A 25,804-nucleotide genomic window follows, 5' to 3' on the forward strand; every position below is an offset into this window, starting at 1 on the left:
GCTGGTGGTGGTGCCACCAGCAGCAGCGTGCAACGCGGCCAGCGCGCCTTCTGGGAGCAACCCTTCGGGAGAGGCCGCCAAGCGTCGCCTGCCGTTGTTGCGGCTCCTTGCCGTAGCACCGCTACGGCGCGTCGCCACGCCTAGGCAGTCAACGCTTGGCGACCTCTCGCACTCACAGATTGAAGGGGAACAGGCCCCGGTCCCGCACAGAGCGGGACCATGCTGTTCTTCTTACGGTGATTCTTGTTCTTGTTGGGTCTTGCGGTACTGCCGCAGGCGGCGCCGACATCAAGGATGCCGGCCGCCCGCGTATTACACGATGATGCTTACTTCAGTTGTGCTTCGGTGTAGTAACCGCTGCCCACCAGGATTTCCTTCCAGTTCGACTTGTCGACCACGACCGGCTTCAACAGGTAGGAAGGCACAACCTTCACGCCGTTGTTGTAGGTCTTGGTGTCGTTGATCTGGGGCTGCTTGCCCCCCAGGACGGCGTCAACCATACCGACGGTGACCTTGGCCAGTTCGCGGGTGTCCTTGAAGATGGTGGAGTACTGTTCGCCACGGATGATGGACTTGACCGAAGGCACTTCCGCATCCTGACCCGAGACATACGGGAACGGCTGTTGCGGGCTGCCGTAGCCGACGCCGCGCAGCGAGGACAGGATACCGATGGACAGGCCGTCATACGGGGACAGCACGGCGTTGACCTTGGCGTTGGTGTAGAAGGCCGACAGCAGGTTGTCCATACGGGCTTGGGCGGTAGCCGGATCCCAGCGCAGGGTCGCGACCTTGTCCATGCCCATCTGCTTGGAACGCACCACCAGCTTGCCGCTGTCGATGTAGGGCTTCAGGACCGACATGGCGCCGTTGTAGAAGAAGAAGGCGTTGTTGTCGTCCGAAGAACCGCCGAACAGTTCGATGTTGAACGGACCCTTGCCTTCCTTCAGGCCCAGGGCCTTTTCCAGCGATTGTGCCTGCAGTACGCCGACCTGGAAGTTGTCGAAGGTGGCGTAGTAGTCGACGTTCTTGGAACCACGGATCAGGCGGTCATAGGCGATGACCTTGACGCCCTTGTCGGCAGCCTTCTGCAGCACGTCGGTCAGGGTGGTGCCGTCGATGGCGGCGATCACCAGCACCTTGGCGCCCTTGGTCAGCATGTTCTCGATCTGGGACAGCTGGTTGGGGATGTCATCTTCCGCGTATTGCAGGTCGGTCTGGTAGCCCTTTTCCTTCAGGACCTTGACCATGTTGTTGCCGTCAGCGATCCAGCGGGCCGAAGACTTGGTGGGCATGGCCACACCGACCAGCTGCTTGCTCTGTGCGCTCACTTGGGCGCTGATGGACATCAGGGTGACGCCCAGGCCGAGGGCAATACCGCTCAATACGGATTTGATTTTCATGCTTCGAGTCTCCAGTCTCATTGTTGGAATGGCGTGTTGTAGTTATCTAAAACAGCGCCGTGATTTCTGATGAATGTCATGCAGAGCAACTGTTTTGCGGGCTCTACATTAATTGCTTTACCAATACATTTCTAATGATTTTTTGAGCGTAATGGATATGTTTTTCGGTATAACTCCCTCTATGTAAAGTTATCTTAATTAAGCTTAAAAAATCCCGCCTAAGCCACGGCTGGCGCGGCTTTCGCCGATCCAGCCGATTTGCCGCGCAGGGCTCCCAGGGAAATGACACGCTGCGCGACGCAAAAGACGAACAGCAGCGCGCCAATGAAGATCTTGGTCCACCAGGAACTGAGGCTGCCATCGAAGGCAATGAGGGTCTGGATCACGCCAAGGATGAGCACGCCGGTCAGTGTTCCCGCCACGTAACCATAGCCGCCGGTGAGGAGCGTGCCGCCGATGACCACGGCCGCAATCGCGTCCAGTTCCACACCCTGCGCATGCAATCCGTACCCCGACAGCATGTAGAAGGAGAACAGCACACCCGCCACCGATGCGCAGAATCCGCTGAAGGCATACACCAGAACCTTGGTGCGTCCGACCGGCAAGCCCATCAGCAGCGCCGAGCTCTCGCTGCCGCCGATGGCGTAGACGGCGCGTCCGAAGCGGGTGCCATGGGCCATCCAGATCGCCACGGCCAGCACGATCAGGGCGATGATCACGCTGGGCGAGATGAACAGTCCGCCGAACTCCAGCCGCGACTGCGACAGTTCCACGAACAGCGGCTCATCGATGGTGATGGAGTTGATGCTGATGAGGTAGCACAGCCCGCGCGCCAGGAACATCCCTGCCAGCGTGACGATGAAGGCCTGCAGTTTGAAGTAATGGATCATCGCGCCCATCGCCGCACCGAAGCCCGCGCCCATCAGCAGGACGGTCGCAATCACCAGCAGCGGCGGCCAGTGCCAGTTCTGCAGCAGGAAAGCCGCCACCATGGTGGTCAGCGCCAGCACCGACCCGACGGAGAGGTCAATGCCGCCGGAGAGAATGACGAAGGTCATGCCGATGGCCACCACCAGCAGGAAGGCATTGTCGATCAGCAGGTTCAGCATCACCTGCGGCGACAGGAAGCCATCGTAGCCAAACGCCCCGATGACCAGCATCAGCACCAGCAGCGCCACCGTAACCATGGAAGTGAACCACGGCGCGTGCGAAGCGCGCCGCAAGGAAGAAGCAAGCATCATGATTTGGACATCCTCAACATGCGGCGGAATTCCGGCGACTGCGACAGGCAGACCAGGAACACCACGATGGACTTGACCACCATATTGACTTCCGGCGGCACCCCCAGCGAATAGATCGTATAAGTCAGCGTCTGGATGATGAGCGCACCGATGACGCTGCCCACCAGGCTGAACTTGCCCCCGGCCAGCGAGGTGCCACCCAGGGTCACGGCCAGGATCGCATCCAGTTCCAGCAGCAGCCCGGCGTTGTTGGCGTCGGCACTCTTGATGTTGGAAGCGATCATCAGTCCCGCCAGACCAGCGCAGGCACTGCAGAACATGTAGACGAAGAAGATCAGCGCGGCAGTACGGATGCCGGCCAGGCGCGAGGCCACCGGATTGATGCCGACCGACTGGATGAACAGCCCCAGCGCGGTCTTCTTCATCAGCAATGCCAGCAGCAGGAACATGGCCCCGGCGATATAGAGCGAGAACGGCAAGCCGAACAGGTAGCCACCGCCCAGGAAGAAGAAGGGCTTGTAATACACCGTCACGATCTGGCCATCGGTGAGCAGCTGCGCCAGCCCGCGTCCGGCCACCATCAGGATCAGCGTGGCGATGATGGGCTGCAGCCCGAGACCGGCCACCAGCAAGCCGTTCCACGCTCCGCACAGCAGTGCCGCACCCATCGCCGCGCACAGTGCCCACACCATCGGTACGTTGCTGACGTATTCGGAGACACCATTGACCACCACCATCTTGCCGCCGATGAGAACGGCCGCAACGGCACCCGAGATGGCCACCACCGCGCCCACCGAAATGTCCACCCCGCGCGTGGCGATCACCAGCGTCATGCCGAGCGCTGCCAGCATCAGCGGGGCAGCACGGTTGATGATGTCGATCAGTGCGCCATACAGGTGGCCGTCCTTGACCTCCAGCTTGAAGAAGCCCGGCACCAGCAGGAAATCGATCAGCAGCAGCAAGGCCAGCGCTGCCAGGGGACGCACCAGCGGATGACGCAGCAGTGCTGCAAAAGCCGGCGCGCTGCCGCTGGCGGCGCTGTCGGGAATCAGTTTGGAATCCATGGATGCACTCATGCGGCCTCTCCCGCGATCACCTGCAAGACCGATTGCTCATCGAGCTCACCGCGACGGTACTCGCCGCAGGCGCGGCGGTCACGCAGCACCAGCATGCGGTCGCTGCAGCGCAGGACCTCGGGAATTTCCGAGGAAATGAAAAGAATGGACATGCCCTTGCGGCACATGGCGATGACGAAATCCATGATCTCCTGCTTGGCCCGCACATCGATGCCGCGCGTGGGTTCATCCAGGATCAGCATGCCCGGATCGGTGGCCAGCCAGCGTGCCAGCAAGGCCTTCTGCTGGTTGCCGCCGGAGAGCAGGCCGATGGGCGTCTCCAGATCGGCCGTCTTGATGCCGAGCCACTTGACGTAATCGGCGGCGATCTGGTTCTGGCGCTTGCGCGGCAGCACGCGGAACAGCCCTTGGCGCGCCTGCAGCGCGAGGATGATGTTTTCGCGCACGGAGAGTTCGAGGATCGCGCCCTCCTTCTTGCGATCCTCCGAACAGAAACCGATGCCCGTCGCAATCGCATCACGCGGATTGTCGAGCTTCACGCTGCGGCCTTCGATGCGCAATTGCCCGCAATCGGCGCGGTCGGCACCGAACAGCAGGCGCGCCATCTCGGTCCGTCCGGAACCGAGCAGACCGCACAGGCCGAAGACTTCACCGCGCCGCAATTCCAGGTCCTGCGGGGACAGCACGCCACGCCGGCCGAAACCATCCGCCTGCAGGAAGACCTCGCCCTTGCCGGCTTCATCGGCAGACAAGCCGGCCGCCAGTGCCTCGGCACCCGCTTCCACCTTGCGATGATCGACGGCGGTCACGCCCACCATCTTGTTGACCAGATCCAGGCGCGACAAATCGCCAACCAGATATTCGCCTTCGCGCACGCCATTGCGCAGCACGGTAATGCGATCCGAGATGTCGTAGGTCTGGTCCAGGAAGTGGGTCACGAAAAGAATCGCCATCCCCTGCTCGCGCAGGCGGCGCAGCACCTTGAAGAGTTGCTGGACCTCGGCTTCGTCCAGGCTGGAGGTCGGCTCATCGAGAATGAGCACCTTGGCCGAGACCGAGAGCGCACGCGAGATCGCCACCATCTGCTGGATCGCCAGCGGATAGGACGACAGCAGCGCGCCGACATCGATGTCGATCTGCAGCTGCTGCAGCAATTGCTTCGACTGTGCATGCACGCTCTTCCAGTCGATGCGGCCGAAACGGCGGGGATAGCGGCCGACGAAGATGTTCTCGGCCACGGAGAGATTGGGACACAGGTTGACTTCCTGGTAGACCGTGCTGATGCCCAGCGACTGCGCCTCCAGCGTAGAGGCCGGCGCAATGGCGCGGCCATCCAGTTCGATCTTGCCTGCATCGGGTTCATGCACGCCGGTCAAGACCTTGATCAGCGTGGACTTGCCTGCGCCATTCTGTCCCATCAGGGTATGCACTTCCCCCGGGAACAGCCGCAGGCCGACATCGGTGAGCGCCTTCACGCCCGCGAATGCCTTGTGGATACCGCTCAATTCCAGCATGGGACGCGCCTGCGTCCCGACAGACATCGTCATCGCAACTCCATCAGAAGCATCGGAATCCTGACGGGCGCGCGCCGTCTTGCGCACTCCCATCAGGCCACACCAGCACCGCGCGCGCCCTGGGCAATCCAGTGCGCGCGCGCTGCCGTCATGCAGGCATCAATACTTGCGGTTCGGGAATTCCTTGGCCGCCACTTCCGCCGGGAAGATGCCTTCCTCGGTGGTGATGCGCTTGGGGACTTCCTTGCCGGCCTTGATGTCCTTGGCGATCTGCATCAGTTGCGGGCCCAGCAGCGGGCTGCATTCGACGGTGACATTGAGCTTGCCGGCCATCATGGCTTCGAAGGCACCCTTGACGCCATCGATGGAGATGATGGTGATGTCCTTGCCCGGCTTGAGGCCTGCTTCTTCGATGGCCTGGATGGCGCCGATGGCCATGTCGTCATTGTGGGCGTAGAGCACGTTGATCTTCTTGCCCTCGGCCTTGAGGAAGGCTTCCATCACTTCCTTGCCCTTGGCGCGGGTGAAGTCGCCGGTCTGCGAGCGGATGATCTTCAGGCGCGGTTCGCTCTTGATGACTTCCTCGAAACCGGCCTTGCGGTCGATGGCCGGTGCCGAACCGACGGTGCCTTGCAGTTCGACGATGTTGATGTCGCCGGCGGGCATGGACTTGGCCTTGTCCAGCAGCCAGCGACCAGCGCGGCGGCCTTCTTCCACGAAGTCCGAACCGATGAAGGTGACATACAGCGACTTGTCAGAAACGTTGACGGCGCGGTCGGTCAGGATGACCGGAATCTTGGCGGCCTTGGCTTCACGCAGCACGGTTTCCCAGCCCGATTCCACCACCGGCGAGAAGGCGATCACGTCGACCTTTTGCGCGATGAAGGAGCGGATTGCCTTGACCTGGTTTTCCTGCTTCTGCTGGGCGTCGGCGAATTTCAGGTTGACGCCGGCCTGCTTGGCGGCATCCTTGATCGATACGGTATTGGCGGTGCGCCATTCACTTTCGGCACCCACCTGGGAGAAGCCCATGGTCAGTGGTTTGTCGGCGGCAAAGGCGGGGAAGCTCACGGCGCTACCCAGGCTCATGCAAATGGCTGCGCCCAGAAGCGCTCTTCTCTTCGAATTCATTGTCAGTCTCCGTTGACAGGGAATTGTGGACTTCCCTTTGTTCTATGCGTGGGGTGCGCTGCGCCGGAATGCGTTTGACTTGTAGGTATGGATTGGAAGCGGCGCGGTGCGGTTGGAATCGCGGACAGCCCTGATCGTCCTTGATTCGCGCTCCATATTAGGCAAGCGACCAATTCGCATCCAATGAATTTTTAATGTTTTTCGATATCGTTTCGCACATCGTTGGGGCAGCGCGCCCCGCCTGTGCATCGAGCTGGCGCATGCCGGCCACGCATGCTGCCTCACTGCCTGCCTCACTGCGGACGGCGCGCATTTTTGATATCGTTTGCGATGATTTTTTCATTATTCCCTATCGGAGTGCGGTGATAGGATCAGCCAGATTTTTTTTGAAGCGCACTGCATGAAGACCGGGCGCGAACCCACGTGAGCCAACTCCTTCTTCCTGCCGACGACTTCAGACAGCCCCAAGGGGGACGACGCGATGGACAACGCGTTCCCGTGCCCACGATGCACGCAGCACTCCATAACAAGATACGAGACACCATGCCATCCCGAGCAAGCGATGCCCAACGTGCAGGCTCCCAGGGGCTGCCGGAAATCCATACCCTGCAATCAGGGCGCCAGCGTCTGCACGTGCTGCCGACGCTGGGCGGCGCACTGGCCGGCTGGGAATGGCAGCGTGACCGCAAGTGGCTGCCGCTGCTGCGCCCCTGGAGTGCCGACCCGGAAAAGCTGTACGCGACCGCGTGCTTCCCGCTGCTGCCCTGGTCCAACCGCATCACCGGCGGCGGCTTCGATTTCAACGGCAAGCATTATCCGCTGAGCCCCAATCGTCCCGGCGAACCCTATCCCATCCACGGCGACAGCTGGCGCCAGGCCTGGACCATCGTGTCCCAGGCCGACGACCGCATGGCGCTGGAACTGGATTCGCATCGCTGCGACGGCAACCCCTATGTCTATCGTGCGCGGCAGGTACTGACCCTGCGCGAGAACGCGCTGGAAATCGAACTGCGCGTGACCAATACGGGCGAAGAGACCCTGCCCTACGGCCTGGGCCTGCATCCGTATTTCCTGCATGACGCGCAAACCCGCCTGCAATTCCGTTCGCGCGGAGTGTGGCTCTCCGGGCCGGACCGCATCCCTACCGGTTTCTCGCGGGAACTGCCGAGCGGCTGGGACTACAACCGCGCCGCCCCGCTGCAAGGCGGCCTGATCGACAACTGCTTCGAAGGCTGGGACGGTCTGGCCATGATCGAGGATCCGGCACGCGGCCTGCGCCTGCAGATGCACACCACGGATCGCAGCGGCTATGTACTGATGTTCCGCCCCAATGGCCTGCCGTATTTCTGCCTGGAACCGGTCACGCATCCCATCGATGCCTTCCACCAGCCGAACCAGCCCGGCCTGATCGCGCTGGCACCGGGAGAAGACATGGTGCTGCTGACCCGCTTCACGGTCTGCGAGATCGCCCAGGAGCCAGTCCGTGCCACCACCCAACAGACAAGCCTGGCGCGCTGACGCCGGCAAAGAATGACGATGAACCAAGCACTGAATCAAGACTGCGCCCTGATTGCCCTCGACTGGGGGACCTCCTCGCTGCGCTGCTATCGTTTCGATCGCAGCGGCCAGGTGGTGGAGCGCCGCGCCCATCCCTGGGGCATCATGAACCTGCCGGCCGTGGGCCACGGCGAAGATGCCCACGCCCCCTACCGCGCCGCGCTGGAAGCCGCCTGCGGCGACTGGCTCAAGGCCGCGCCCGACGCCCCGCTGATCGCGGCCGGCATGGTCGGCAGCAAGCAGGGCTGGCGTGAAGCCGCCTATCTGAACGTGCCGCTGGCCCCCGCGCTGATTGGCAGCCAGCTGACCGAAGTCGACACCGGCCTCGGCCGTCCGCTGTGGATCGTGCCGGGCCTGCTGGAAGCCGGAGCCCTGCCCAATGTGATGCGCGGCGAAGAGACTCAGGTCATCGGTGCCCTGCAGACCCGTACCGAGCGCGAGCTGCTGATCGGCCTGCCCGGCACCCATTCGAAGTGGGTGCGCGTGGTCGAGGGCCGCATCGAACATTTCGATACCTTCATGACCGGCGAAGTCTATGGCGCGCTGTGCGGCCACACCATCCTCGGCCGCACCATGCAAAAACCGGAGGTGGCCGATGACGAAGCCTTCCTGCGCGGTGCCGGCGTGGCCAGGACCGCACAAGGCAAGAGCGGCGTGCTCTCCAACATCTTCAGCAGCCGCACCCTGGGCCTGACCGGTGAACTGGCGGCCGAGGCGCAGCCCGACTATCTCTCGGGCCTGTTGATCGGCCACGAGATCGCCGCCCTGAAGAATCTGTATCCGACCACGCCGGCCATCGTCCTGATCGGCGACCCGGGCCTGTGCCGCCGCTACCAGCTGGCGCTGGACCTGTATGGACTGGGCCCGGCCGCCGAGGCCGGTGCCGCCACCGAAGCGGGCCTGTGGATCCTGGCGCAGCACGCCGGCCTGCTGGCCTGATCGCCCCCTTTACTGCACCACCTACGACGCACCCGGACAAAAGACCATGAGCACCCATTCCCAACGATTCCACGACGCCCTGCGCAGCACCGGCATGATTGCCATTCTGCGCGGCGTGCGCAATGAGGAAGCCGAAGCCATCGGCGCGGCCCTCTACGAGAGCGGCTTTCGCATCATCGAAGTCCCGCTGAATTCGCCCGAACCGCTGGCCAGCATCAGCATCCTGCGCAAGAGCCTGCCGGCGGACTGCATCGTCGGTGCCGGTACGGTCCTGAAGCCCGCGCTGGTGCAAGACGTCAAGAATGCCGGCGGCGAGCTGATCGTCATGCCGCACAGCGATGGCGCCGTGATTCGTGCCGCGCGCGATGCCGGCCTGTACAGCGCACCGGGCGTGGCCACCGTGACCGAAGCCTTTGCGGCGCTGGACAACGGCGCTGACGTACTCAAGATGTTCCCGGCCGAACAGCTGGGTCCCCAGGTGGTCAAGGCCTGGCGTGCCGTGATCGCCCGCGACATCGCGTTGCTGCCGGTCGGTGGCATCACGCCCGAAGGCATGGCCGTGTTCCGCGCGGCCGGTGCCTCCGGCTTCGGCCTCGGATCGGCGCTCTACACGCCGGGCCTGTCCGCCGACGCAGTGCGCCAGCGTGCACAGGCCTTCGTGGCGGCCTGGAAGGCGCTGGGCTGATTTCCCGCACACCAGATTCATCGTTGTCACCGATCGCACAGCGATCATTCATCTACAGAACAGATTAAACGCATAACCGGACCGAACAATGAAAATCACCAAGATCTCCACCTTCATCGTGCCCCCGCGCTGGTGCTTCCTCAAGATCGAGACTGACGAAGGCATCGTCGGCTGGGGCGAGCCCATCGTGGAAGGCCGCGCGCACAGCGTCGCGGCAGCCGTGGACGAGCTGGCCGACTACCTGGTCGGCAAGGACCCGCGCAACATCGAAGACCACTGGACCGTGCTCTATCGCGGCGGTTTCTATCGCGGCGGTGCCATCCACATGAGCGCACTGGCCGGCATCGACCAGGCCCTGTGGGACATCAAGGGCAAGGCCCTGGGCGTACCGGTGCACCAGCTGCTCGGTGGCGCGGTGCGCAACTCGATTCGCGTCTATTCCTGGATCGGCGGCGACCGTCCGGCCGATACTGCAGCGGCGGCCAAGAACGCCGTGGCCCGTGGCTTCACCGCCGTGAAGATGAACGGCACCGAAGAACTGCAATTCATCGACAGCCACGACAAGATCGAACTGACCCTGGCCAACGTGCAAGCGGTGCGTGAAGCCGTGGGCCCGAACGTGGGCATCGGCGTGGACTTCCACGGCCGCGTGCACAAGCCTATGGCCAAGGTCCTGATCAAGGAACTGGAGCCGTACAAGCTGATGTTCATCGAAGAGCCGGTGCTGTCGGAGAACTCGGAAGCCCTGAAGGAAATCGCCCACCTGACCTCGACCCCGATCGCCCTGGGCGAGCGCCTGTATTCGCGCTGGGATTTCAAGCGCATCCTCTCCGAGGGCTATGTGGACATCATCCAGCCGGACGTCTCGCACGCCGGCGGCATCACCGAGACCCGCAAGATCGCCATGATGGCCGAAGCCTACGACGTGGCGCTGGCGCTGCACTGCCCGCTGGGCCCGATCGCGCTGGCCTCCTGCCTGCAGGTCGATGCCGGCAGCTACAACGCCTTCATCCAGGAGCAGAGCTTGGGCATTCACTACAACGAAAGCAATGACCTGCTGGACTACATCCGCGACAAGAACGTGTTCGCGTATGAAGACGGCTACGTCAAGATCCCGCAAGGCCCTGGCCTGGGCATCGAGATCAATGAAGAGTATGTCCGTCAGCGCGCCGAAGTCGGCCACCGCTGGCGCAACCCGATCTGGCGCCACAAGGATGGCAGCTTTGCCGAATGGTAAAGCGATAAGCCGAAACTTCCTCCTCGGTAGTCCCTCAACCCGGTCCGGCGCAAGCTGGCCGGGTTTTTTTTGCGTTTAGCGAGATGCCAAACAATAATCCTGCCTGAACATTAGCGGCGCATATTTCACCAATAACGCATATTTCAACATATGTTGAAACATACCACTTTACTGAAAACATGGGTTGACAATTTCATCGAAAGTGCTAATTTCATCATATGCTGAAAACACATCATTCAATGAAATCGTTTGAGACCCAAGCAGCCCATGCCCTGCGCTCGTTGCTGCTGCAGGTGCCTGCGCTCAAGTTGCTGGACATCGAGCACGAGACCGCCATGGCGGATTCAGGCGTCGATTTCACGGCGCGGATCAAGGTCGCAGGCAAACGCCATGCATTGGTGTGCGAAGCCAATTCCTCCGGGCAACCGCGCCATGTGCGCCATGCCTTGCTGACCCTGCGCGATTACATGTCGCACCACGCAAAGGACGCCACGCCCGTCCTGATCGCCCCTTACCTGTCTCCCGATGCCCAGGCGCTGTGCCGTGAACATGAAGCCGGTTTCCTGGATCTGGAAGGCAATGCCCGCCTGGTCTTCGACGGCATCTTCATCGAACGGCAGGTGGCCAGCAAACCCGTTGCCGACCGACGGGCACTGCGCTCCTTGTTCAAACCGAAATCAGCGCAAGTGTTGCGGGTGTTGCTGCGCGACCCGCAGCGCGCCTGGCGCGTCATGGAATTGGCTCAGGCAGCGGCGGTCAGCCTCGGCCACGTCAGCAATGTGCGCACGGCTCTGCTGGAGCGCGAATGGGCCCAGGTGGCGGAGGGCGGCCTGGTGCTGTCAGAACCGGATGCCTTGCTGGATGAATGGCAGGATGCCTATACACCACCGGCCGGTGAGCGTCTGGCTTTCTACACGCCCCTGCACGGAAGCGCCTTTGAACAGGCGGCACGGCACGCCATGCGCCGTCACCGGGAAGACGAACTCCCCGCAGCTGCATTTTCATCGTTCTCGGCGGCGCAATGGCTGGCCCCCTACGCCAGGACCGGAACCCATTATTTCCAGGCAACGGAAGCCGGGTTGGAATCACTGCAGTCCGCCCTGAAGCTGTCCTCTGCGGCCAAAGGCGAGAACGTCATGGTGAACCTGCTTGACGACGCCGATCTTCTTCGTGACACGCAGGAACCCGCGCCCGGCGCGGTCTGCACCAGTCCCATTCAAACCTATCTAGACCTGTACCACGCAGGCGAACGCGGACGGGAGGCCGCAGACCATCTCAGAAAGACATTGCTCACATGGAAAAGCTGACGCCCGGCGAACCGCAATCCGCCACTGATTACGATGATCGTACAAGTACTGCAGTCAAAAAAGTCCTGATCGAAATCGGTCAGATCCTCGGGAGTTTCAAAGGCAAATTCGCCATCGTCGGCGGTGCGGTTCCGTGGCTGCTGCTGGGCAATGACGACATGCCGCACGTGGGCACGGTGGACGTTGACCTCAGCCTTGATGCCGAAGCGCTGGGTGACGGTGAATACGCAACGCTGGTAGAAGCCTTGCAGGAACACGGATATCAGCAGCGCCGGGACCTGCGCCGCTTCCAGTTGCTGCGGCAAGTTCCCACCGAAGACGAAGGCGCGCCCATCGACATCATTGTCGACTTCCTCATGCCGCGCGATGCGGAGATCGTCAAGAACGTCCCGCCGCTAATCAGCGACTTCGCCGTGCAGCGCGCCGATGGTGCCGATCTCGCCCTGCGTTTCTATCAATGGGTCGCCATCAGCGGCCCCATGCCAGCCGGCGGGACCAATCGGGTCGAGATCGCCGTGTGCTCGATCCCCGCCTTGCTGGCCATGAAAGGGCACGCCATCGAAGGGCGCTACAAGCAAAAGGATGCCTATGACATCTACTACTGCATCCGCAACTATCCGGGCGGGGCGGATGTGCTTGCAGAAGAATGCCGCGCCCTGCTGCAGCATCCCAGCGCTGCAGCCGGTTACGGTTTCATTGACCGCAAATTCGACAGCGTCGACGGTTTCGGACCTACCTGTGTGCGCCACTTCGTCGAGCAATCGCAGGTCCTCGGCGAACGCACACCTGAACAATGGCAACAAGACGCCTATGGCCAGATTGATGCCTGGTTGAGGGCGCTCGGCATCAGAGGGCCAGCGTGATTCATCTGTGGAATCGATCAAGCTGATCTGAATAATCCATTTAACGAATGAATCAAAAACTGGCAAAGTGACGATCTTTGACTTTCGCCAGACCTCTCCATGCATTCAGGCAGCTCATCCGCCCCCGCTTTCCACCCGCACCGCATCCGCAACGCCACCCGTGCCACCATGGCGCAGTTCTTCGTCAACGGGGCCACCTTCGCCACCTGGGGCATCCTGATTCCCTCGGTGAAGGATCGCTTCGCCCTGTCGGATGCGGTGCTGTCGCTGGCCATGCTGGCGGTGGCCGGCGGTGCCCTGCTGACCATGGGCCAGTCCGGCAAGTGGATCGCGCGCGTGGGCAGCGCGCGCGCCCTGCGCCAGGCCGGCATGCTCTACGCGGCCACGCTGCTGCTGATCCCGCTGGCCCCGCAGTTCTGGATGCTGGTGGCGCTGCTGCTGGTGTTCGGCAGCGCCATGGCCGCCTTCGACGTGGCCATGTCGGTCCAGGCCGCGCTGGTGGAAAACGGCCGCAGCCGGCCCATCATGTCCACCCTGCACGCCATGTTCAGCATCGGCGGCATCGCCGGCTCGGCGCTGGGCGCCCTGCCCGGCCTGTCGCCCCTGGCGCATGCCGCGCTGGTGGCGGTGGTGACGTTGTCGGTGGCCTTGTCCATCGGCCCCTTCGCCTTGCCAGACGATGCCCATGATGAAACCGCGAGCACGCCCGGCACCGACAAATCCGCCCGCCGCATGGTCCTGGTGCTGGGCGTGATCTCCTTCCTGGCACTCATGTGCGAAGGCGGCATGTATGACTGGGCCGCCGTGTACATGCGCGACATCGCCCAGTCGCCCGCCGCCTGGGTCAGCTACAGCTACGCCGCGTTTTCTACCGGCATGGCGGCCGGGCGGCTGACCGGCGACCGCATCCGTGCACGCATCGGCGGCCTGCGTACGCTGCTCTGGAGCGGGGTGGCGGGGGCTGCCGGCATCGCGCTGGCGGCGGCCTTGCCGACACCGCTGGCGACCATGGCCGGCCTGCTGCTGGCCGGGCTGGGCATCGCCAACCTGATGCCGATCTTCTTCCTCGCCGCCGCGCGCGTACCGGGCATGCCGGCTGCCGAGAGCATCGCCGCCGTGGCGCGCTTCGCCTATGTCGGCATGCTGCTGGGGCCGGTGTGCATCGGGGGCGTGGCCGAGCACCTGGGGCTGCGGGTGAGCTTCGTGGGGGTGGCGCTGGTGATGATGGTGGTGGCGCTGGTCGGGCCTCGAGCGGTCAAACGCTTCATCTGACGACGGCGAGGGCAAGCGAAATCGGCTACAGTGGCGCGCACCCCTGAAGCCATCTTCATTTCGCCCCCAAACCACCCATGCCAGCGCCTGCCCGCCCAGCTCCCCTGCTGATCCTCGCCACCACCGGCACCACCGGCGACATGCTGCCCTTCCTCTCGCTCGGTCTCGGCCTGCAAGCGCGGGGACATCGGGTACTGATGGTGGTGCCGCGTTTTCATGCGGCCTTGTTCGAGCAAGCGGGACTGTCCTGCTATCCCCTGGGCAGCGTTGAAGAATTCCAGGCCGTGCTGGCCAATCCGGACCTGTGGGATGAGCGCCGGGGCTGGCAGGTGATCTGCCGGGCCGCCGTACCCTACATCGATTGCCTGCACCAGCTGGTGGCTCAATTGCCTGCAGAGGAAGAGTGCGTCATCCTCAGCCATCCCTTGCTGGTCCCGGCGGCTGACATTGCGCGCACCCTGCGCCCCGGACTGCGCATCGTCGCCACCTATCTCGCCCCCTCCAACCTGTGCAGCAGCCATGACCTGCTGGCCATGGGATCGCTGCCCGTCCCCGGCTGGCTGCCGCTGCCCTGGCGCAAGACCCTGTGGTCACTGGCACACCGCTGGATGATCGATCCGCCCGCGCTGCCCGCGCTCAATGCCGTGCGGGCCAGGCTGGGATTGCCGCCGGTGGCGCATTTCTTTGCGCACGTGATGCAGGCACCGGATGCATCGCTGGGATTGTTCCCGGACTGGTTCGGCGCGGTCCAGCCAGATTGGCCGCAGCCTTTCCTGAGCGGACAATTTCCGCCTCCGGCGTCGTCTTCGCCATCGGACTGGACACCTGCGCTGCGGCAGTTTCTGGACAGCGGCCCGGCCCCCATCGTATTCACGCCAGGTTCCGGTCATCAGCATGCCGCGCAGTTCTTTGCCAGCGCTGTACGGGCTGCACAGGCTCTGGGCCGCCGCGCACTGCTGGTGACCCGGCATCGCGAACAACTGCCGGCAGTCTTGCCCGAGGGCGTGCTGTGGCAGTCCTATGTGAGCTTCGATGCCCTGCTGCCGGAGGTGGCCGCCATCGTCCATCACGGCGGTATCGGCACCACCGCTGCTGCCTTGCGGGCAGGCGTACCGCAGCTGGTGGTGCCGTTTGCCTACGATCAGTTCGACAATGCCTGTCGGATCAGACGGCTGGGGGTGGGCGAGATCATTCCGGCCAAACGCCTTTCCGCAGCACGCCTGCAAGCAGCGCTGGCGCGCCTGCTCGCAGCGCCTGACGTGGCGCAACGCTGCCACGCCATTGCCCGCTCGATGCAGGCCAGCGAACATCCGGAAGGATTGGCTGAGCTGGCGGAACAGGCGCTGCTGCCGGGGCGCTGATTCAGCTTTGTTCCCGGGCCTGCGCCTGCTCCATCAACAACTCCAGAAACGCCGCCGGTGCCGCATCCAGCACCAGAACGCCATTGCGGGCGGCGGCCTTGTGCGTGACCACCAGCTCCCAGCACAGCTCCACCCCGCGCAGCTTGACGCTGGCCAGCTTGCCACGCCGTGCATGCACCAGATCGCGCGGCAACAGCGCCACGCCCAGTCCATGCCCGACCAGGTCCAGCAAGGTCACCAGATCACTGACCTCGAAGGCCACGCGACGCCGCAAGCCTGCTTCCGCAAAGCCGCGATCCACCAGCGCACGCGTACCCAGCCCGGTTTCGAAATCGACGAAGCCCTCGCCGGCCAGTTGTTCCAGTGTCACCGAACGCGCCTTGGACAGCCGATGGCTGGGATGGCAGGCCAGTACCAGTTCGTCGCAGGCGATGATGTGTTGCTGCAGACCCTCCCCGCTCTCCTCGATGGGCAGGATGGCCAGGTCCAGCTGGCGGGCATCGATCTTTTCGTTCAGTTCGCCGGCCGCGCCCTGGCACAGCCGCACCTCCACCGCCGGATGGCGACGGTGGAAACGCGCCAGCAGCGCCGGCAGATCGACGAAGGAGGGCAGGCTCTGCACCGTGCCGATGGACAGCCGGCCACGCCGCATCGCATTGACGTCGGCCACGTTGGTGGCCCCCTGTTCCAGCGCCGCCAGTGAACGGCGGGCACTCTCCAGGAAAGCCTCGCCGGCCGCCGTCAGCTCCACCCGGCGCGTGGTGCGCACGAATAGCGCTGCCGCCAGTTCTTCTTCCAGCAGGCGGATCGAGGACGACAGGGCCGATTGCACCACATGGCAGCGCGTGGCTGCCCGGGTAAAACTTTTTTCTTCTGCCAGCGCGATGAATTGGCGCAGTTGCCTCAGTTCCATGGGTTCGTGTTGGTTGGTGATGCTGTTGGATTGATCAATGCGATGAATGAATCATGCGGTCTGCATCGATTCTACTGACAAGTCCGCGTCAGCACGGCTGTGGAAAAAAGTCTGCGCCGCGCCTCGAAAAATCGCCATTACCGGGTGCCGATGCGGCAGCCGTCTGCCAGCCCGGCTAAAATAGTCGCCCGAACGACCGCTGCGCACCGCGCAGCACCCACCGAACAGACAAGCATGAGAAAAGTGAAGCTGCGCAACGCCGCAGAAATCGCCCAGGCCCGCGTGGCCGGGCAACTGGCGGCCGAAGTGCTGCATATCGTGGCCGAGCACGTCAAGGCCGGTGTCACCACCGACGAACTGGACCGCATCTGCCATGACCACATCGTCAAGGTACAGCAGGCCACCCCGGCCAACATCGGCTACCACGGCTTCCCCAAGACCATCTGCAGTTCCGTCAACGACGTGATCTGCCACGGCATCCCCGGCGGCCAGGTACTCAAGGATGGCGACATCATCAACATCGACGTCGCCGTCATCAAGGATGGCTGGTACGGCGACTGCAGTCGCATGTACTTCGTCGGCTCCCCCAACGCCACCGCGCGCAAGCTGGTCAACACCACCTACGAGGCCATGTGCGCGGGCATCCGCGCAGTGCGCCCGGGCGCGACCCTGGGCGATGTCGGCCACGCGATCCAGACCGTGGCCCAGCGCGACGGCTTCTCGGTGGTGCGTGAATATTGCGGCCACGGCATCGGCACCATCTACCACGATGAACCGCAAGTGCTGCACTACGGCCAGCGCAACAGCGGCCTGCCGCTCAAGGAAGGCATGATCTTCACCATCGAACCGATGCTCAACGCCGGCAAGCGCCACACCCGCCAGCTCGACGACGGCTGGACCGTGCTGACCGCTGACGGCTCGCTGTCGGCCCAGTGGGAACACATGGTGGTGGTCACCGCCAAGGGCTATGAAATCCTCACGCCCTGGCCGGAAGGCTGCGGCGACTATCCCTCCATCGCCACCCGCAACTGACCTGCCTGCGCATCAATCCGGTGGCGGCTCTCAGCCTGCCACCACCTCGATGGGAAAGTCCGAGAACAGGTCCAGCTGATCCTGTTCCGGCGTCCCGCCCACCACGATCCCCGAAAACACTTCCAGCGTGCTGTAGAAGGCCGGACGAAAACGGCCCAGCTTGCTCTGGTCGATCACCACGTAGCACTCCGCCGCGCTGGCGATGGCCGCCTGCTTGATCGGCACTTCGTGGAAGTTGGAACAGCTCACGCCGCGCCGCGCATCCACCCCGCCCGCCGACAGGAAGGCCTTGTTCACGCCCAGCCGCTTGAGATAGGCCACGCCCTCTTCGGACGCAAACGAGGCCGATGACGGGTGATACAGCCCGCCCAGCAGGATCACCTGCGTATTGGGACGCTGGCTGACGATGTTGGCAATGTTCAGGGAATAACAAATCACGCTCAGGCCGATATCAACCGGCAAGGCCTCCGCCAGATGCGTCATGGTGGTGCCGCAGTCGATGAAAATGCTGTCCCCCTCCTGCACCCGCTGCGCCGCGCGCTGGCAGGCCAGGCGCTTGCGCTGGGCGTGCTGGTCGGCTTCGCGGTCGATCGAATAGCGGTTCTCGCCAGCGCCGGGGCTGCTTTCCAGCACATGCCCGCCGAGGCAGATCAGCGGTGAATCGTCGGCGGCCAGGTCGCGCCGCACCGTCATCACCGTCACTCCCAGCACTTCGGCAATGCGCGCCAGCGGCGTCGGGCCCTGCTCGCGGATCATGTCCTGCATGCGCGAGAGCCGCTGGGCGCGTGCGCGTTCGCCCAGCGTGGGTTGAGGGACCGGCTTTCCGGTCGACGTCGGGGTCATCGATGCCATGAGGCGTTTTCCTGATCGGGAAATGTTGCAGATAAAAAAAGGTTGCGCCTTAAAAGTTATGGATGTAACGTTACAGCCATTAAATGTTATTTGCAAAACATTTAGCGCGTTGGGCCACATTGTAGCGAGGCCGGCGGACGGCGTCGATGCATGCAAGAGCCAAGCCTGACCCAGCGCAAGCAGCACATGGAAGAGACCTGCCCGTCGGCACCAGCCTACGGTAATTAACTAAAAGTTACGCAGCCATGAACATGACCAGCAAGACCCCTTCCCTGCGCCGTGCGCAGGGCGAGGCCGACATCGTGCGCGAGGATAGCGCGCCCGCCGGCCATCCGCGCAACAGCGTGCAGCCCTATGACGCTGCCGCCTTCGAACACTTGCGCATCAACCTGAGCGCCGCCGAAAAGCGCGTCGCCACCTTGAAGGGCCGCCGCTCGGTCAAGAAGGATGCGCAGGCCGCCTGGCTGCTCAAGGCCATCACCTGCATCGATCTCACCACGCTGTCCGGCGACGATACCCCGCAACGCGTGCGCCGCCTGTGCGCCAAGGCTGCCAATCCGGTGCGCGCCGATCTGCTGGAGGCGCTGGGCATGCAGGCACGCGGGCTGACCACGGGTGCGGTGTGCGTCTATCACCGCTTCGTGAAGACGGCAGTGGAAGCGCTGGAAGGAAAGAATATTCCGGTGGCGGCGGTGTCGACGGGCTTTCCGGGAGGTCTCAATCCGCACGCCCTGAAGCTCAAGGAAATCGAAGCCTCGGTGCGCGATGGTGCCGCCGAGATCGACATCGTCATTACTCGCGAACACGTGCTCACCGGCAATTGGGAAGCGCTCTACCGCGAGATGCGCGATTTCCGCCAGGCCTGTGGCGACGCCCACGTCAAGGCCATCCTCGCCACCGGCGAACTGAAGACCCTGCGCAACGTCGCCAAGGCCTCGATGGTCTGCATGATGGCGGGCGCTGATTTCATCAAGACCTCCACCGGCAAGGAAAGCGTCAACGCCACGCCGCTGGTCTCGCTGGTGATGCTGCGCATGATCCGCCAGTACCAGGAGATGACCGGTATCAAAGTCGGCTACAAGCCCGCAGGCGGAGTCGCCACGGCCAAGGATGTTCTCGAATACCAGGTGCTGATGAAGGAAGAACTGGGTGACGACTGGCTGCAACCCGATCTGTTCCGCGTGGGAGCCTCCAGCCTGCTGGCCGATATCGAACGCCAGCTGGAACACCACGTCACCGGCCGTTACTCCGCCTTCAACCGGCATGCCATCGGCTAAGCCACCCTGCACGGACAAGCACAATGAGCGTTTCCACCTATTTCGACACCATGGATTACGGCCCCGCCCCCGAGAGTGACAAGGATGCCCGCGCCTGGCTGGCCAGCCACGAGGCCTCGTTCGGCCACTTCATCGCGGGACGTTTCACCCAGCCCGGCGGCCAGCTGGAAGATCTGGATCCGGCCAGCGGCAAGCGGCTGGCGCACCTCACGCAAGGCTCGGCGGCGGATGTGGATGCCGCCGTCAACGCCGCCCACGCCGCGCTGGCCGGGTGGCAGGCGCTGGGCGGCCATGGCCGTGCGCGTCACCTCTATGCGCTGGCCCGCACCGTGCAACGCCACGCCCGCCTGCTGGCCGTGCTGGAGACCATGGACAACGGCAAGCCGCTGCGCGAATCGCGCGATGTGGACGTGCCGCTGGTGGCGCGTCACTTCTATCACTACGCCGGCTGGGCGCAACTGCAGGAAAGCGAATTCCCGGATCATGTTCCGGTGGGCGTGGTCGGCCAGATCGTGCCGTGGAATTTCCCGCTGCTGATGCTGGCCTGGAAGATCGCCCCGGCGCTGGCGCTGGGCAATACGGTGGTCCTGAAACCCGCCGAAGACACCTCGCTGACGGCCCTGCTCTTTGCCGAACTGGCACAGCAGGCCGGGCTGCCAGCGGGCGTGCTCAATATCGTCACCGGCGATGGCAGCACGGGCGCGGCCATCGTCGCGCATCCCGGCATCCAGAAAATCGCCTTCACCGGCTCCACCGAAGTGGGCCGCCTGATCCGCGCACAGACCGCCGGCAGCGGCAAGTCGCTGACGCTGGAGCTGGGCGGCAAGTCGCCCTTCATCGTCTTCGATGATGCCGATATCGATGCCGCCATTGAAGGCGTGGTCGATGCGATCTGGTTCAATCAAGGGCAGGTCTGCTGTGCCGGTAGCAGGTTGCTGGTGCAGGAAGGCATTCACGATCTCTTCATCGCGCGGCTCAAAAAGCGCATGGAAAAACTCAAGGTCGGCGCACCGCTGGACAAGTGCAGCGACATGGGCGCGCTGATCTCCCCGGTGCAGCTCGAACGCGTGCGCCGCCTGGTCGAACAGGGTGTGCGTGAAGGTGCGCAGTGCCATCAGGTGGCCCTCGATGTGCCGCCCGGCGGCTGCTTCTATCCGCCCACGTTGCTGACCGGCGTGCATCCTGCTGCCACCGTGGCCACCGAGGAAATCTTTGGCCCGGTGCTGGTGGCGATGAGTTTCCGCACGCCCGACGAAGCCGTGCAACTGGCCAACAACAGCCGCTATGGACTGGCCGCCAGCGTCTGGAGCGAAACCATCGGGCTGGCCCTGGGCGTGGCCCCGCAGCTGAAAGCGGGCGTGGTGTGGATCAACAGCACCAACCAGTTCGATGCGGCCGTCGGTTTTGGTGGCGTGCGCGAATCCGGCTATGGCCGCGAGGGCGGACGCGAAGGCTGCTACGAATACCTCAAACCGCGCCATCGCCTGAACCGCGCGCAACGCAATACTGCATCGGCCACGCCGGCCGGCGCGCGCAAGGACTCTCCGCTGCAAGGCGGCCTGGTCGACCGCACTGCCAAGCTCTACATCGGCGGCAAGCAGGTCCGTCCGGATGGCGAAGTCTCCATGGCTTGCCACGCGGCCAGTGGCGAACGTCTGGAAGATGTGGGCCTGGGCAACCGCAAGGATATCCGCAACGCCGTCGCCGCTGCCGTCAAGGCCGGTGGCTGGAGCAGCGCGACTGCCCATCGTCGCGCCCAAGGGCTGTATTACATCGCGGAAAACCTGTCAGCGCGCGCCGATGAATTCGCGCGCCGCATTGCCCTCACCACCGGCGTCTCCGCCGAGGCCGCGCGGGCCGAAGTGGACGCCGCGATCAAGCGCCTCTTCAGCTATGGCGCCTGGGCCGACAAGTACGACGGCGCCGTGCACCAGCCGCCCCTGCGTGGCGTGGCCCTGGCCATGCCGGAAGCCATCGGCGTGGTCGGCGTGGTCTGTCCGGAAGAACAGCCGCTGCTGTCCTTCATCAGCCTGGTGGCGCCCTTGATCGCCATGGGCAATCGCGTGGTGGCCGTGCCGAGCCAGCAGGCAGCGCTTGTCGCGACCGACCTCTATCAGGTACTCGATACTTCGGACCTGCCCGGCGGTGTCATCAACATTGTCACCGGCAAGAGCGCCGAACTGCTCACCGTACTGGCCGAGCATGACGAGGTCGATGCCCTGTGGGTACGCGGACCGGCCGAGTTCTCGGCGACGGCCGAGCGGCTGTCCGTCGGCAATCTCAAGCGCTGCTTCGTGGATCACGGCGAGGTCACCGACTGGCACGATGCTGCGCAAGCTGAAGGCAGCGAATATCTGCGCCAGGCCACGCACGTCAAGAACATCTGGATTCCTTATGGCGAATGAAAACCTTGTGCTTCAGCGCAATACGGTTTTCCTGACGAAGTCCTGACGATATGCTGACTAATAAACCGAAAGAAATGAAATCTTGAAATATTAGTTTTTTACGGTGAACAATCAAGCTGAACAAGGACTCCCAAGCAACAAGATTTAGATTTATTCTATAAGCATACTTATAAAATCCACAGGAGACGACATGCTTAAAAATCTGCATCCTTTATTGAACGCCGATGTGCTCTACGCCTTGCGCGCGATGGGACACGGTGACGAACTGGTCTTGTGCGACGCCAATTTCCCGGCCGACTCGGTGGCCCGCCAGACGGTGCTGGGCAAGGTGCTGCGCATCGATGGCGTGGGCACCACCGAAGCTGCGCGCGCCATCCTCTCGGTGCTGCCGCTGGACAATGCCGTGGAGCAGCCGGTGCGGCGCATGGAGATCATGGGCGAACCCGCCACCATCCCGCCGGTACAGCAGGAACTGCAACAGGAAGTCAACCAGGCTGAAGGCCGCGAACGTCCGCTCGGGTCCATCGAGCGCTTCGCCTTCTACGAAGCGGCCAAGAAAGCGTATTGCGTGATCGCCACCGGCGAGCGCCGCTTCTACGGCTGCTTCCTGCTCAAAAAAGGTGTGTTGCCACCGGAGGCGTGAGCATGACTTCCCTCTCGCACAAGACCGGCGTGGCCGTGCTGGGCATCTACGTGGCCGACCTCGCTTTCCGCGCACCGGGCATGCCCGGCCTGGGCCAGACCATCGCCGGCACCGGCTTCGCCATGGGGCCCGGCGGCAAGGGCTCCAACCAGGCCGTGGCCGCTGCGCGCGTCGGTGCGCCGGTGCGCTTCATCTCGGCCATCGGCAAGGATTCCTTCGGTGACTTCGCGCTTTCGCTGTGGCGTCAGGAAACCATCGCCCCGCACGTGCGCGTGATCGAGGATGCACCCACCGGGGCAGCCTTCATCTACGTCAACGATGCCAGCGGCGACAATGCCATCATCGTGGTACCGGGTGCCGCCTCGCAACTGTCCACCCAGGATGTGGAACGCGAACACCAGGCCATCGAAGCGGCCAGTGTCTTCGTCACCCAGCTGGAGCAGCCGCCCGAGGCCGCACTCACCGGCCTGCAGATCGCCCGCGCGGCAGGCACCACCACCGTCTTCAACCCGGCCCCGGCGCTCGACTTCCCGCCGCAGATCTATGGCCTGTGCGATTTCATCACCCCCAATGAACATGAAGCGGCCCTGCTGACCGGTATCGAAATCCACACCGTCGACGATGCCCGCCGCGCTGCCGACGTGCTGCTGGAACGCGGCGTGGGTTGCGCCCTCATCACGCTGGGTGCGCAGGGTGCCTTGCTGCACAGCCGCTCGCAATCGCTGCATCTGCCAGCCCTGTGCGCGGGCACCGTGGTGGAGACCGCCGGTGCGGGCGATGCCTTCAACGGCGCCTTCGCCGCCGGACTGGCCGAAGGCATGAGCGCAGAACAGGCCGCGCGGCTGGCCACGGCGGTGGCGGCCATTTCGGTCACCCGCCCCGGCACCGCCCCGTCCATGCCCAGCCGCCAGGAAGCGCTGGCTCTGCTGCAGGCCAACGCCGGTGCGCTGGCGCAGGCGCAATGACATTCCCCCGCAAGGTGAACCGACCATGAAACTGAAGATCTCCGACCCGCAACTGCTGTTCCTGCTGGTCATCAACCTGGCCATCCTGCTGGTGGCCACCGTGTTCTCGCGCGGCGACTTCCTGGACCTCTACAATTTCCAGTCCATGGCCAGCCAGCTGCCTGAACTGGGCCTGCTGGCCATCGGCGTGGCGCTGGCGATGATCTCGGGCAATGGCGGCATCGATCTCTCCGGCATCGGCCTGGCCAATCTGGCCGGCGTCGTGGCCGCAGCCACCATGCCGCTGCTGGTGGCCGCGCCCGATGCGGCACCGTGGACCTATACCCTGGGCTTCATCGCGGTGGCACTGGTCACCGGACTGGTGGGCGGTGCGCTCAACGGCTGGCTGATTTCGCGCGGCAATCTGACGCCGATCCTCTGCACGCTGGGCACGCAGATGATCTTCACCGGACTGGCCGTGGTGCTGACCAATGGCTCCAGCCTGCGCATCAGCGTGGTCGATCCGATCTCGGCCATCGGCAATGAATCGGTGCTGGGCGTACCGATCCCCTTCATCATCTTCGTCGCGCTGCTGCTGGGCGTGGGCTGGCTGATGCGCTACAGCCTGTTCGGCATCAAGCTCTACCTGCTGGGCACCAATGCGCGCGCGGCACGTTACGCGGGCATCTCGCAGAATCGCCTGCGCTTTGCCACCTACACCTTGAGCGGCGTGCTGGCTTCGGTGGCCGGCGTCATCATCGCCGCACGCACTGCCAGCGTGAAGGCCGACTATGGCAACTCCTACCTGCTCATCGCCATCCTGATCGCGGTGATGGCCGGCATCCGTCCGCAAGGCGGCTACGGGCGCATGGTCTGCCTGTTCTTCTCGGCGCTGGCGCTGCAGCTGCTGTCCTCGACCTTCAACCTGCTGGAGATTTCCAACTTCTTCCGCGACTGCGCCTGGGGCTTGCTGCTGCTGTGCTTCCTGGCCTCGGCGCGGGTCAGCTGGCGTGATTTTTTCCCGAATTCAAAGGCGCAATTGCGCAAGTCTTGAACAGCACCCCGCCTGTCAAGATCCATCCACATAGTGGGGAAACTGGAGACATGATGAACAAGAAATCGGCTTGCGTACTGGGTTCGGCTCTGGCAGCCATCGGCTTTGCCAGCGCGCTGCAGGCGCAGAACAAACCCATCGATATCGTCACCGTGGTCAAGATCACCGGCATCAGCTGGTTCAACCGCATGGAAGTGGGCGTCAAGGAATTCGCTGCCGCCAATCCCGGCGTGACCACGCGCCAGATCGGCCCGGCCCAATCGGATGCCGCCCAGCAGCAACGCCTGGTGGAAGACCTGGTGGCCAAGAAGGTCGATGCCATCGCCGTGGTGTCGATGGATCCGCCGACCCTGGAGCCGGTCTTGAAGCGCGCCCTGGATCGCGGCATCAAGGTGGTCACCCATGAAGCCGACAACCAGAAGAACACCCTGGTCGATATCGAAGCCTTCGACAACACCGCCTATGGCGCCCGCCTGAATGACCGCCTGGCCGCCTGCATGGGCGAGACCGGCAAGTGGTCGTCGCTGGTCGGTTCGCTGGGCAGCCAGTCGCAGGTGCAGTGGGCTGATGGCGGCGCCTCCAATGCCGCCAAGAAGTATCCCAAGATGACCCTGGTGGATGCCAAGAACGAATCGGCCAACGATGCCGAGAAGGCCTACGCCAAGGCCAAGGAAATCCTGCGCAAGCATCCTGACATCAAGGGCTTCCAGGGTTCGTCGTCGCTCGACGTGCTGGGTATCGGCCGCGCCGTGGAAGAAGCCGGCCTGCAGGGCAAGGTCTGTGTCTATGGCACCGGCCTGCCGAGCGAAGCGGCCAAGTTCCTGGAGTCGGGTGCCGTGGGTGGCATCGCCTTCTGGGATCCGAAGGATGCCGGCCTGGCCATGAACAAGGCCGCCATGATGCTGGTGCAGGGCAAGAAAATCACCGACGGCATGGACCTGGGCATTCCCGGCTACAACAAGGTCAGCGTCAAGAAGGGTCCGGGCGTGGGCGTGATCGTCACCGGCCAGGCCTGGGTCGAAGTGGACAAGAAGAACTACAAGCAGTACGCGTTCTGATCGCGGCCTGATCAGACCCACCGGACATCCGCCGCGCGCCCGC

General features: G+C 63.6%; 22 protein-coding genes. 15 read left to right on the forward strand and 7 right to left on the reverse strand.

Annotation, left to right across the window (positions count from 1 at the left end; genetic code table 11):
- Positions 1-326 precede the first annotated feature (326 nt).
- The 5 genes from chvE to ACWHXP_RS15230 form a co-directional block, all read right to left on the reverse strand.
- Positions 327-1,400 carry a multiple monosaccharide ABC transporter substrate-binding protein gene (gene chvE, locus ACWHXP_RS15210; protein ID WP_276841322.1) on the reverse strand — a complete coding sequence of 358 codons (1,074 nt, stop codon included), beginning with the start codon at positions 1,398-1,400 and terminating at the stop codon, positions 327-329.
- Positions 1,401-1,618: 218 nt separating this feature from the next.
- A complete protein-coding gene (gene yjfF / locus ACWHXP_RS15215; RefSeq protein ID WP_489635644.1) occupies positions 1,619-2,641 on the reverse strand; it encodes a galactofuranose ABC transporter, permease protein YjfF in 1,023 nt (340 codons plus the stop codon).
- Entirely contained in the window at positions 2,638-3,717 is a 1,080-nt protein-coding gene (locus ACWHXP_RS15220; RefSeq protein WP_489635643.1) for an ABC transporter permease, read from the reverse strand. The genes yjfF and ACWHXP_RS15220 overlap by 4 nt, the downstream gene beginning before the upstream one ends.
- Positions 3,714-5,264 carry a sugar ABC transporter ATP-binding protein gene (locus ACWHXP_RS15225; protein WP_489624813.1) on the reverse strand — a complete coding sequence of 517 codons (1,551 nt, stop codon included), beginning with the start codon at positions 5,262-5,264 and terminating at the stop codon, positions 3,714-3,716. The genes ACWHXP_RS15220 and ACWHXP_RS15225 overlap by 4 nt, the downstream gene beginning before the upstream one ends.
- A 126-nt stretch (positions 5,265-5,390) precedes the next feature.
- Positions 5,391-6,362, reverse strand: a complete 972-nt coding sequence (locus tag ACWHXP_RS15230) for an ABC transporter substrate-binding protein (protein WP_039789112.1) — start codon at positions 6,360-6,362, stop codon at positions 5,391-5,393.
- A gap of 543 nt (positions 6,363-6,905) precedes the next feature.
- On the opposite strand from ACWHXP_RS15230, the gene ACWHXP_RS15235 reads away from it, so the two are divergent.
- The 8 genes from ACWHXP_RS15235 (at position 6,906) to ACWHXP_RS15270 (ending at position 15,583) form a co-directional block, all read left to right on the forward strand.
- A complete protein-coding gene (locus ACWHXP_RS15235) occupies positions 6,906-7,880 on the forward strand; it encodes an aldose 1-epimerase (protein ID WP_489635642.1) in 975 nt (324 codons plus the stop codon).
- A gap of 18 nt (positions 7,881-7,898) precedes the next feature.
- The gene (locus tag ACWHXP_RS15240) at positions 7,899-8,858 is read left to right on the forward strand and encodes a 2-dehydro-3-deoxygalactonokinase (protein WP_489624811.1); all 960 of its coding nucleotides are present in this window, start codon (positions 7,899-7,901) and stop codon (positions 8,856-8,858) included.
- A 46-nt stretch (positions 8,859-8,904) separates the two neighbouring features.
- Positions 8,905-9,543 (forward strand): 2-dehydro-3-deoxy-6-phosphogalactonate aldolase, encoded by a 639-nt coding sequence (locus ACWHXP_RS15245; RefSeq protein WP_121044395.1) that lies wholly within the window; start codon positions 8,905-8,907, stop codon positions 9,541-9,543.
- 88 nt (positions 9,544-9,631) lie between these two features.
- Entirely contained in the window at positions 9,632-10,780 is a 1,149-nt protein-coding gene (dgoD, locus tag ACWHXP_RS15250) for a galactonate dehydratase (protein WP_088755358.1), read from the forward strand.
- Positions 10,781-10,998: 218 nt separating this feature from the next.
- Entirely contained in the window at positions 10,999-12,087 is a 1,089-nt protein-coding gene (locus tag ACWHXP_RS15255) for a hypothetical protein (protein ID WP_489635641.1), read from the forward strand.
- On the forward strand, positions 12,075-12,950 hold the full coding sequence (locus tag ACWHXP_RS15260) for a nucleotidyl transferase AbiEii/AbiGii toxin family protein (protein WP_489635640.1): 876 nt from the start codon (positions 12,075-12,077) through the stop codon (positions 12,948-12,950). The genes ACWHXP_RS15255 and ACWHXP_RS15260 overlap by 13 nt, the downstream gene beginning before the upstream one ends.
- Positions 12,951-13,049: 99 nt before the next feature.
- A complete protein-coding gene (locus ACWHXP_RS15265; protein ID WP_489635639.1) occupies positions 13,050-14,222 on the forward strand; it encodes an MFS transporter in 1,173 nt (390 codons plus the stop codon).
- Positions 14,223-14,299: 77 nt separating this feature from the next.
- Positions 14,300-15,583: a glycosyltransferase gene (locus tag ACWHXP_RS15270; RefSeq protein ID WP_489635638.1), complete on the forward strand. Its 1,284-nt coding sequence runs from the start codon at positions 14,300-14,302 to the stop codon at positions 15,581-15,583.
- Between the two features lies 1 nt (position 15,584).
- On the opposite strand, the gene ACWHXP_RS15275 is transcribed toward ACWHXP_RS15270, so the two are convergent.
- Positions 15,585-16,496: a LysR substrate-binding domain-containing protein gene (locus ACWHXP_RS15275; protein WP_134221503.1), complete on the reverse strand. Its 912-nt coding sequence runs from the start codon at positions 16,494-16,496 to the stop codon at positions 15,585-15,587.
- A 234-nt stretch (positions 16,497-16,730) separates the two neighbouring features.
- Here ACWHXP_RS15275 and map point away from each other — a divergent pair, with 234 nt between their 5' ends.
- Positions 16,731-17,528 carry a type I methionyl aminopeptidase gene (gene map / locus ACWHXP_RS15280; protein WP_034336051.1) on the forward strand — a complete coding sequence of 266 codons (798 nt, stop codon included), beginning with the start codon at positions 16,731-16,733 and terminating at the stop codon, positions 17,526-17,528.
- 30 nt (positions 17,529-17,558) lie between these two features.
- Here the strand turns inward: map and ACWHXP_RS15285 are convergent, their stop codons facing one another.
- On the reverse strand, positions 17,559-18,380 hold the full coding sequence (locus ACWHXP_RS15285; protein ID WP_034336049.1) for a DeoR/GlpR family DNA-binding transcription regulator: 822 nt from the start codon (positions 18,378-18,380) through the stop codon (positions 17,559-17,561).
- A gap of 245 nt (positions 18,381-18,625) precedes the next feature.
- Here ACWHXP_RS15285 and deoC point away from each other — a divergent pair, with 245 nt between their 5' ends.
- The 6 genes from deoC to ACWHXP_RS15315 all read left to right on the forward strand — a co-directional run bounded on the left by deoC (position 18,626) and on the right by ACWHXP_RS15315 (position 25,761).
- Complete coding sequence (gene deoC / locus ACWHXP_RS15290; protein ID WP_489624806.1) at positions 18,626-19,657, forward strand: deoxyribose-phosphate aldolase; 1,032 nt, start codon at positions 18,626-18,628, stop codon at positions 19,655-19,657.
- 23 nt (positions 19,658-19,680) lie between these two features.
- Entirely contained in the window at positions 19,681-22,062 is a 2,382-nt protein-coding gene (locus ACWHXP_RS15295; RefSeq protein WP_489635637.1) for an aldehyde dehydrogenase family protein, read from the forward strand.
- Positions 22,063-22,252: 190 nt separating this feature from the next.
- A complete protein-coding gene (locus tag ACWHXP_RS15300) occupies positions 22,253-22,705 on the forward strand; it encodes an RbsD/FucU family protein (RefSeq protein ID WP_039789135.1) in 453 nt (150 codons plus the stop codon).
- Positions 22,706-22,707: 2 nt separating this feature from the next.
- Entirely contained in the window at positions 22,708-23,670 is a 963-nt protein-coding gene (gene rbsK, locus ACWHXP_RS15305; RefSeq protein ID WP_034331986.1) for a ribokinase, read from the forward strand.
- 25 nt (positions 23,671-23,695) lie between these two features.
- Complete coding sequence (locus tag ACWHXP_RS15310; RefSeq protein WP_134221499.1) at positions 23,696-24,703, forward strand: ABC transporter permease; 1,008 nt, start codon at positions 23,696-23,698, stop codon at positions 24,701-24,703.
- Between the two features lie 50 nt (positions 24,704-24,753).
- Complete coding sequence (locus ACWHXP_RS15315) at positions 24,754-25,761, forward strand: substrate-binding domain-containing protein (RefSeq protein ID WP_034331985.1); 1,008 nt, start codon at positions 24,754-24,756, stop codon at positions 25,759-25,761.
- Positions 25,762-25,804 lie beyond the last annotated feature (43 nt).

This window comes from Herbaspirillum sp. Her2, assembly GCF_057961375.1.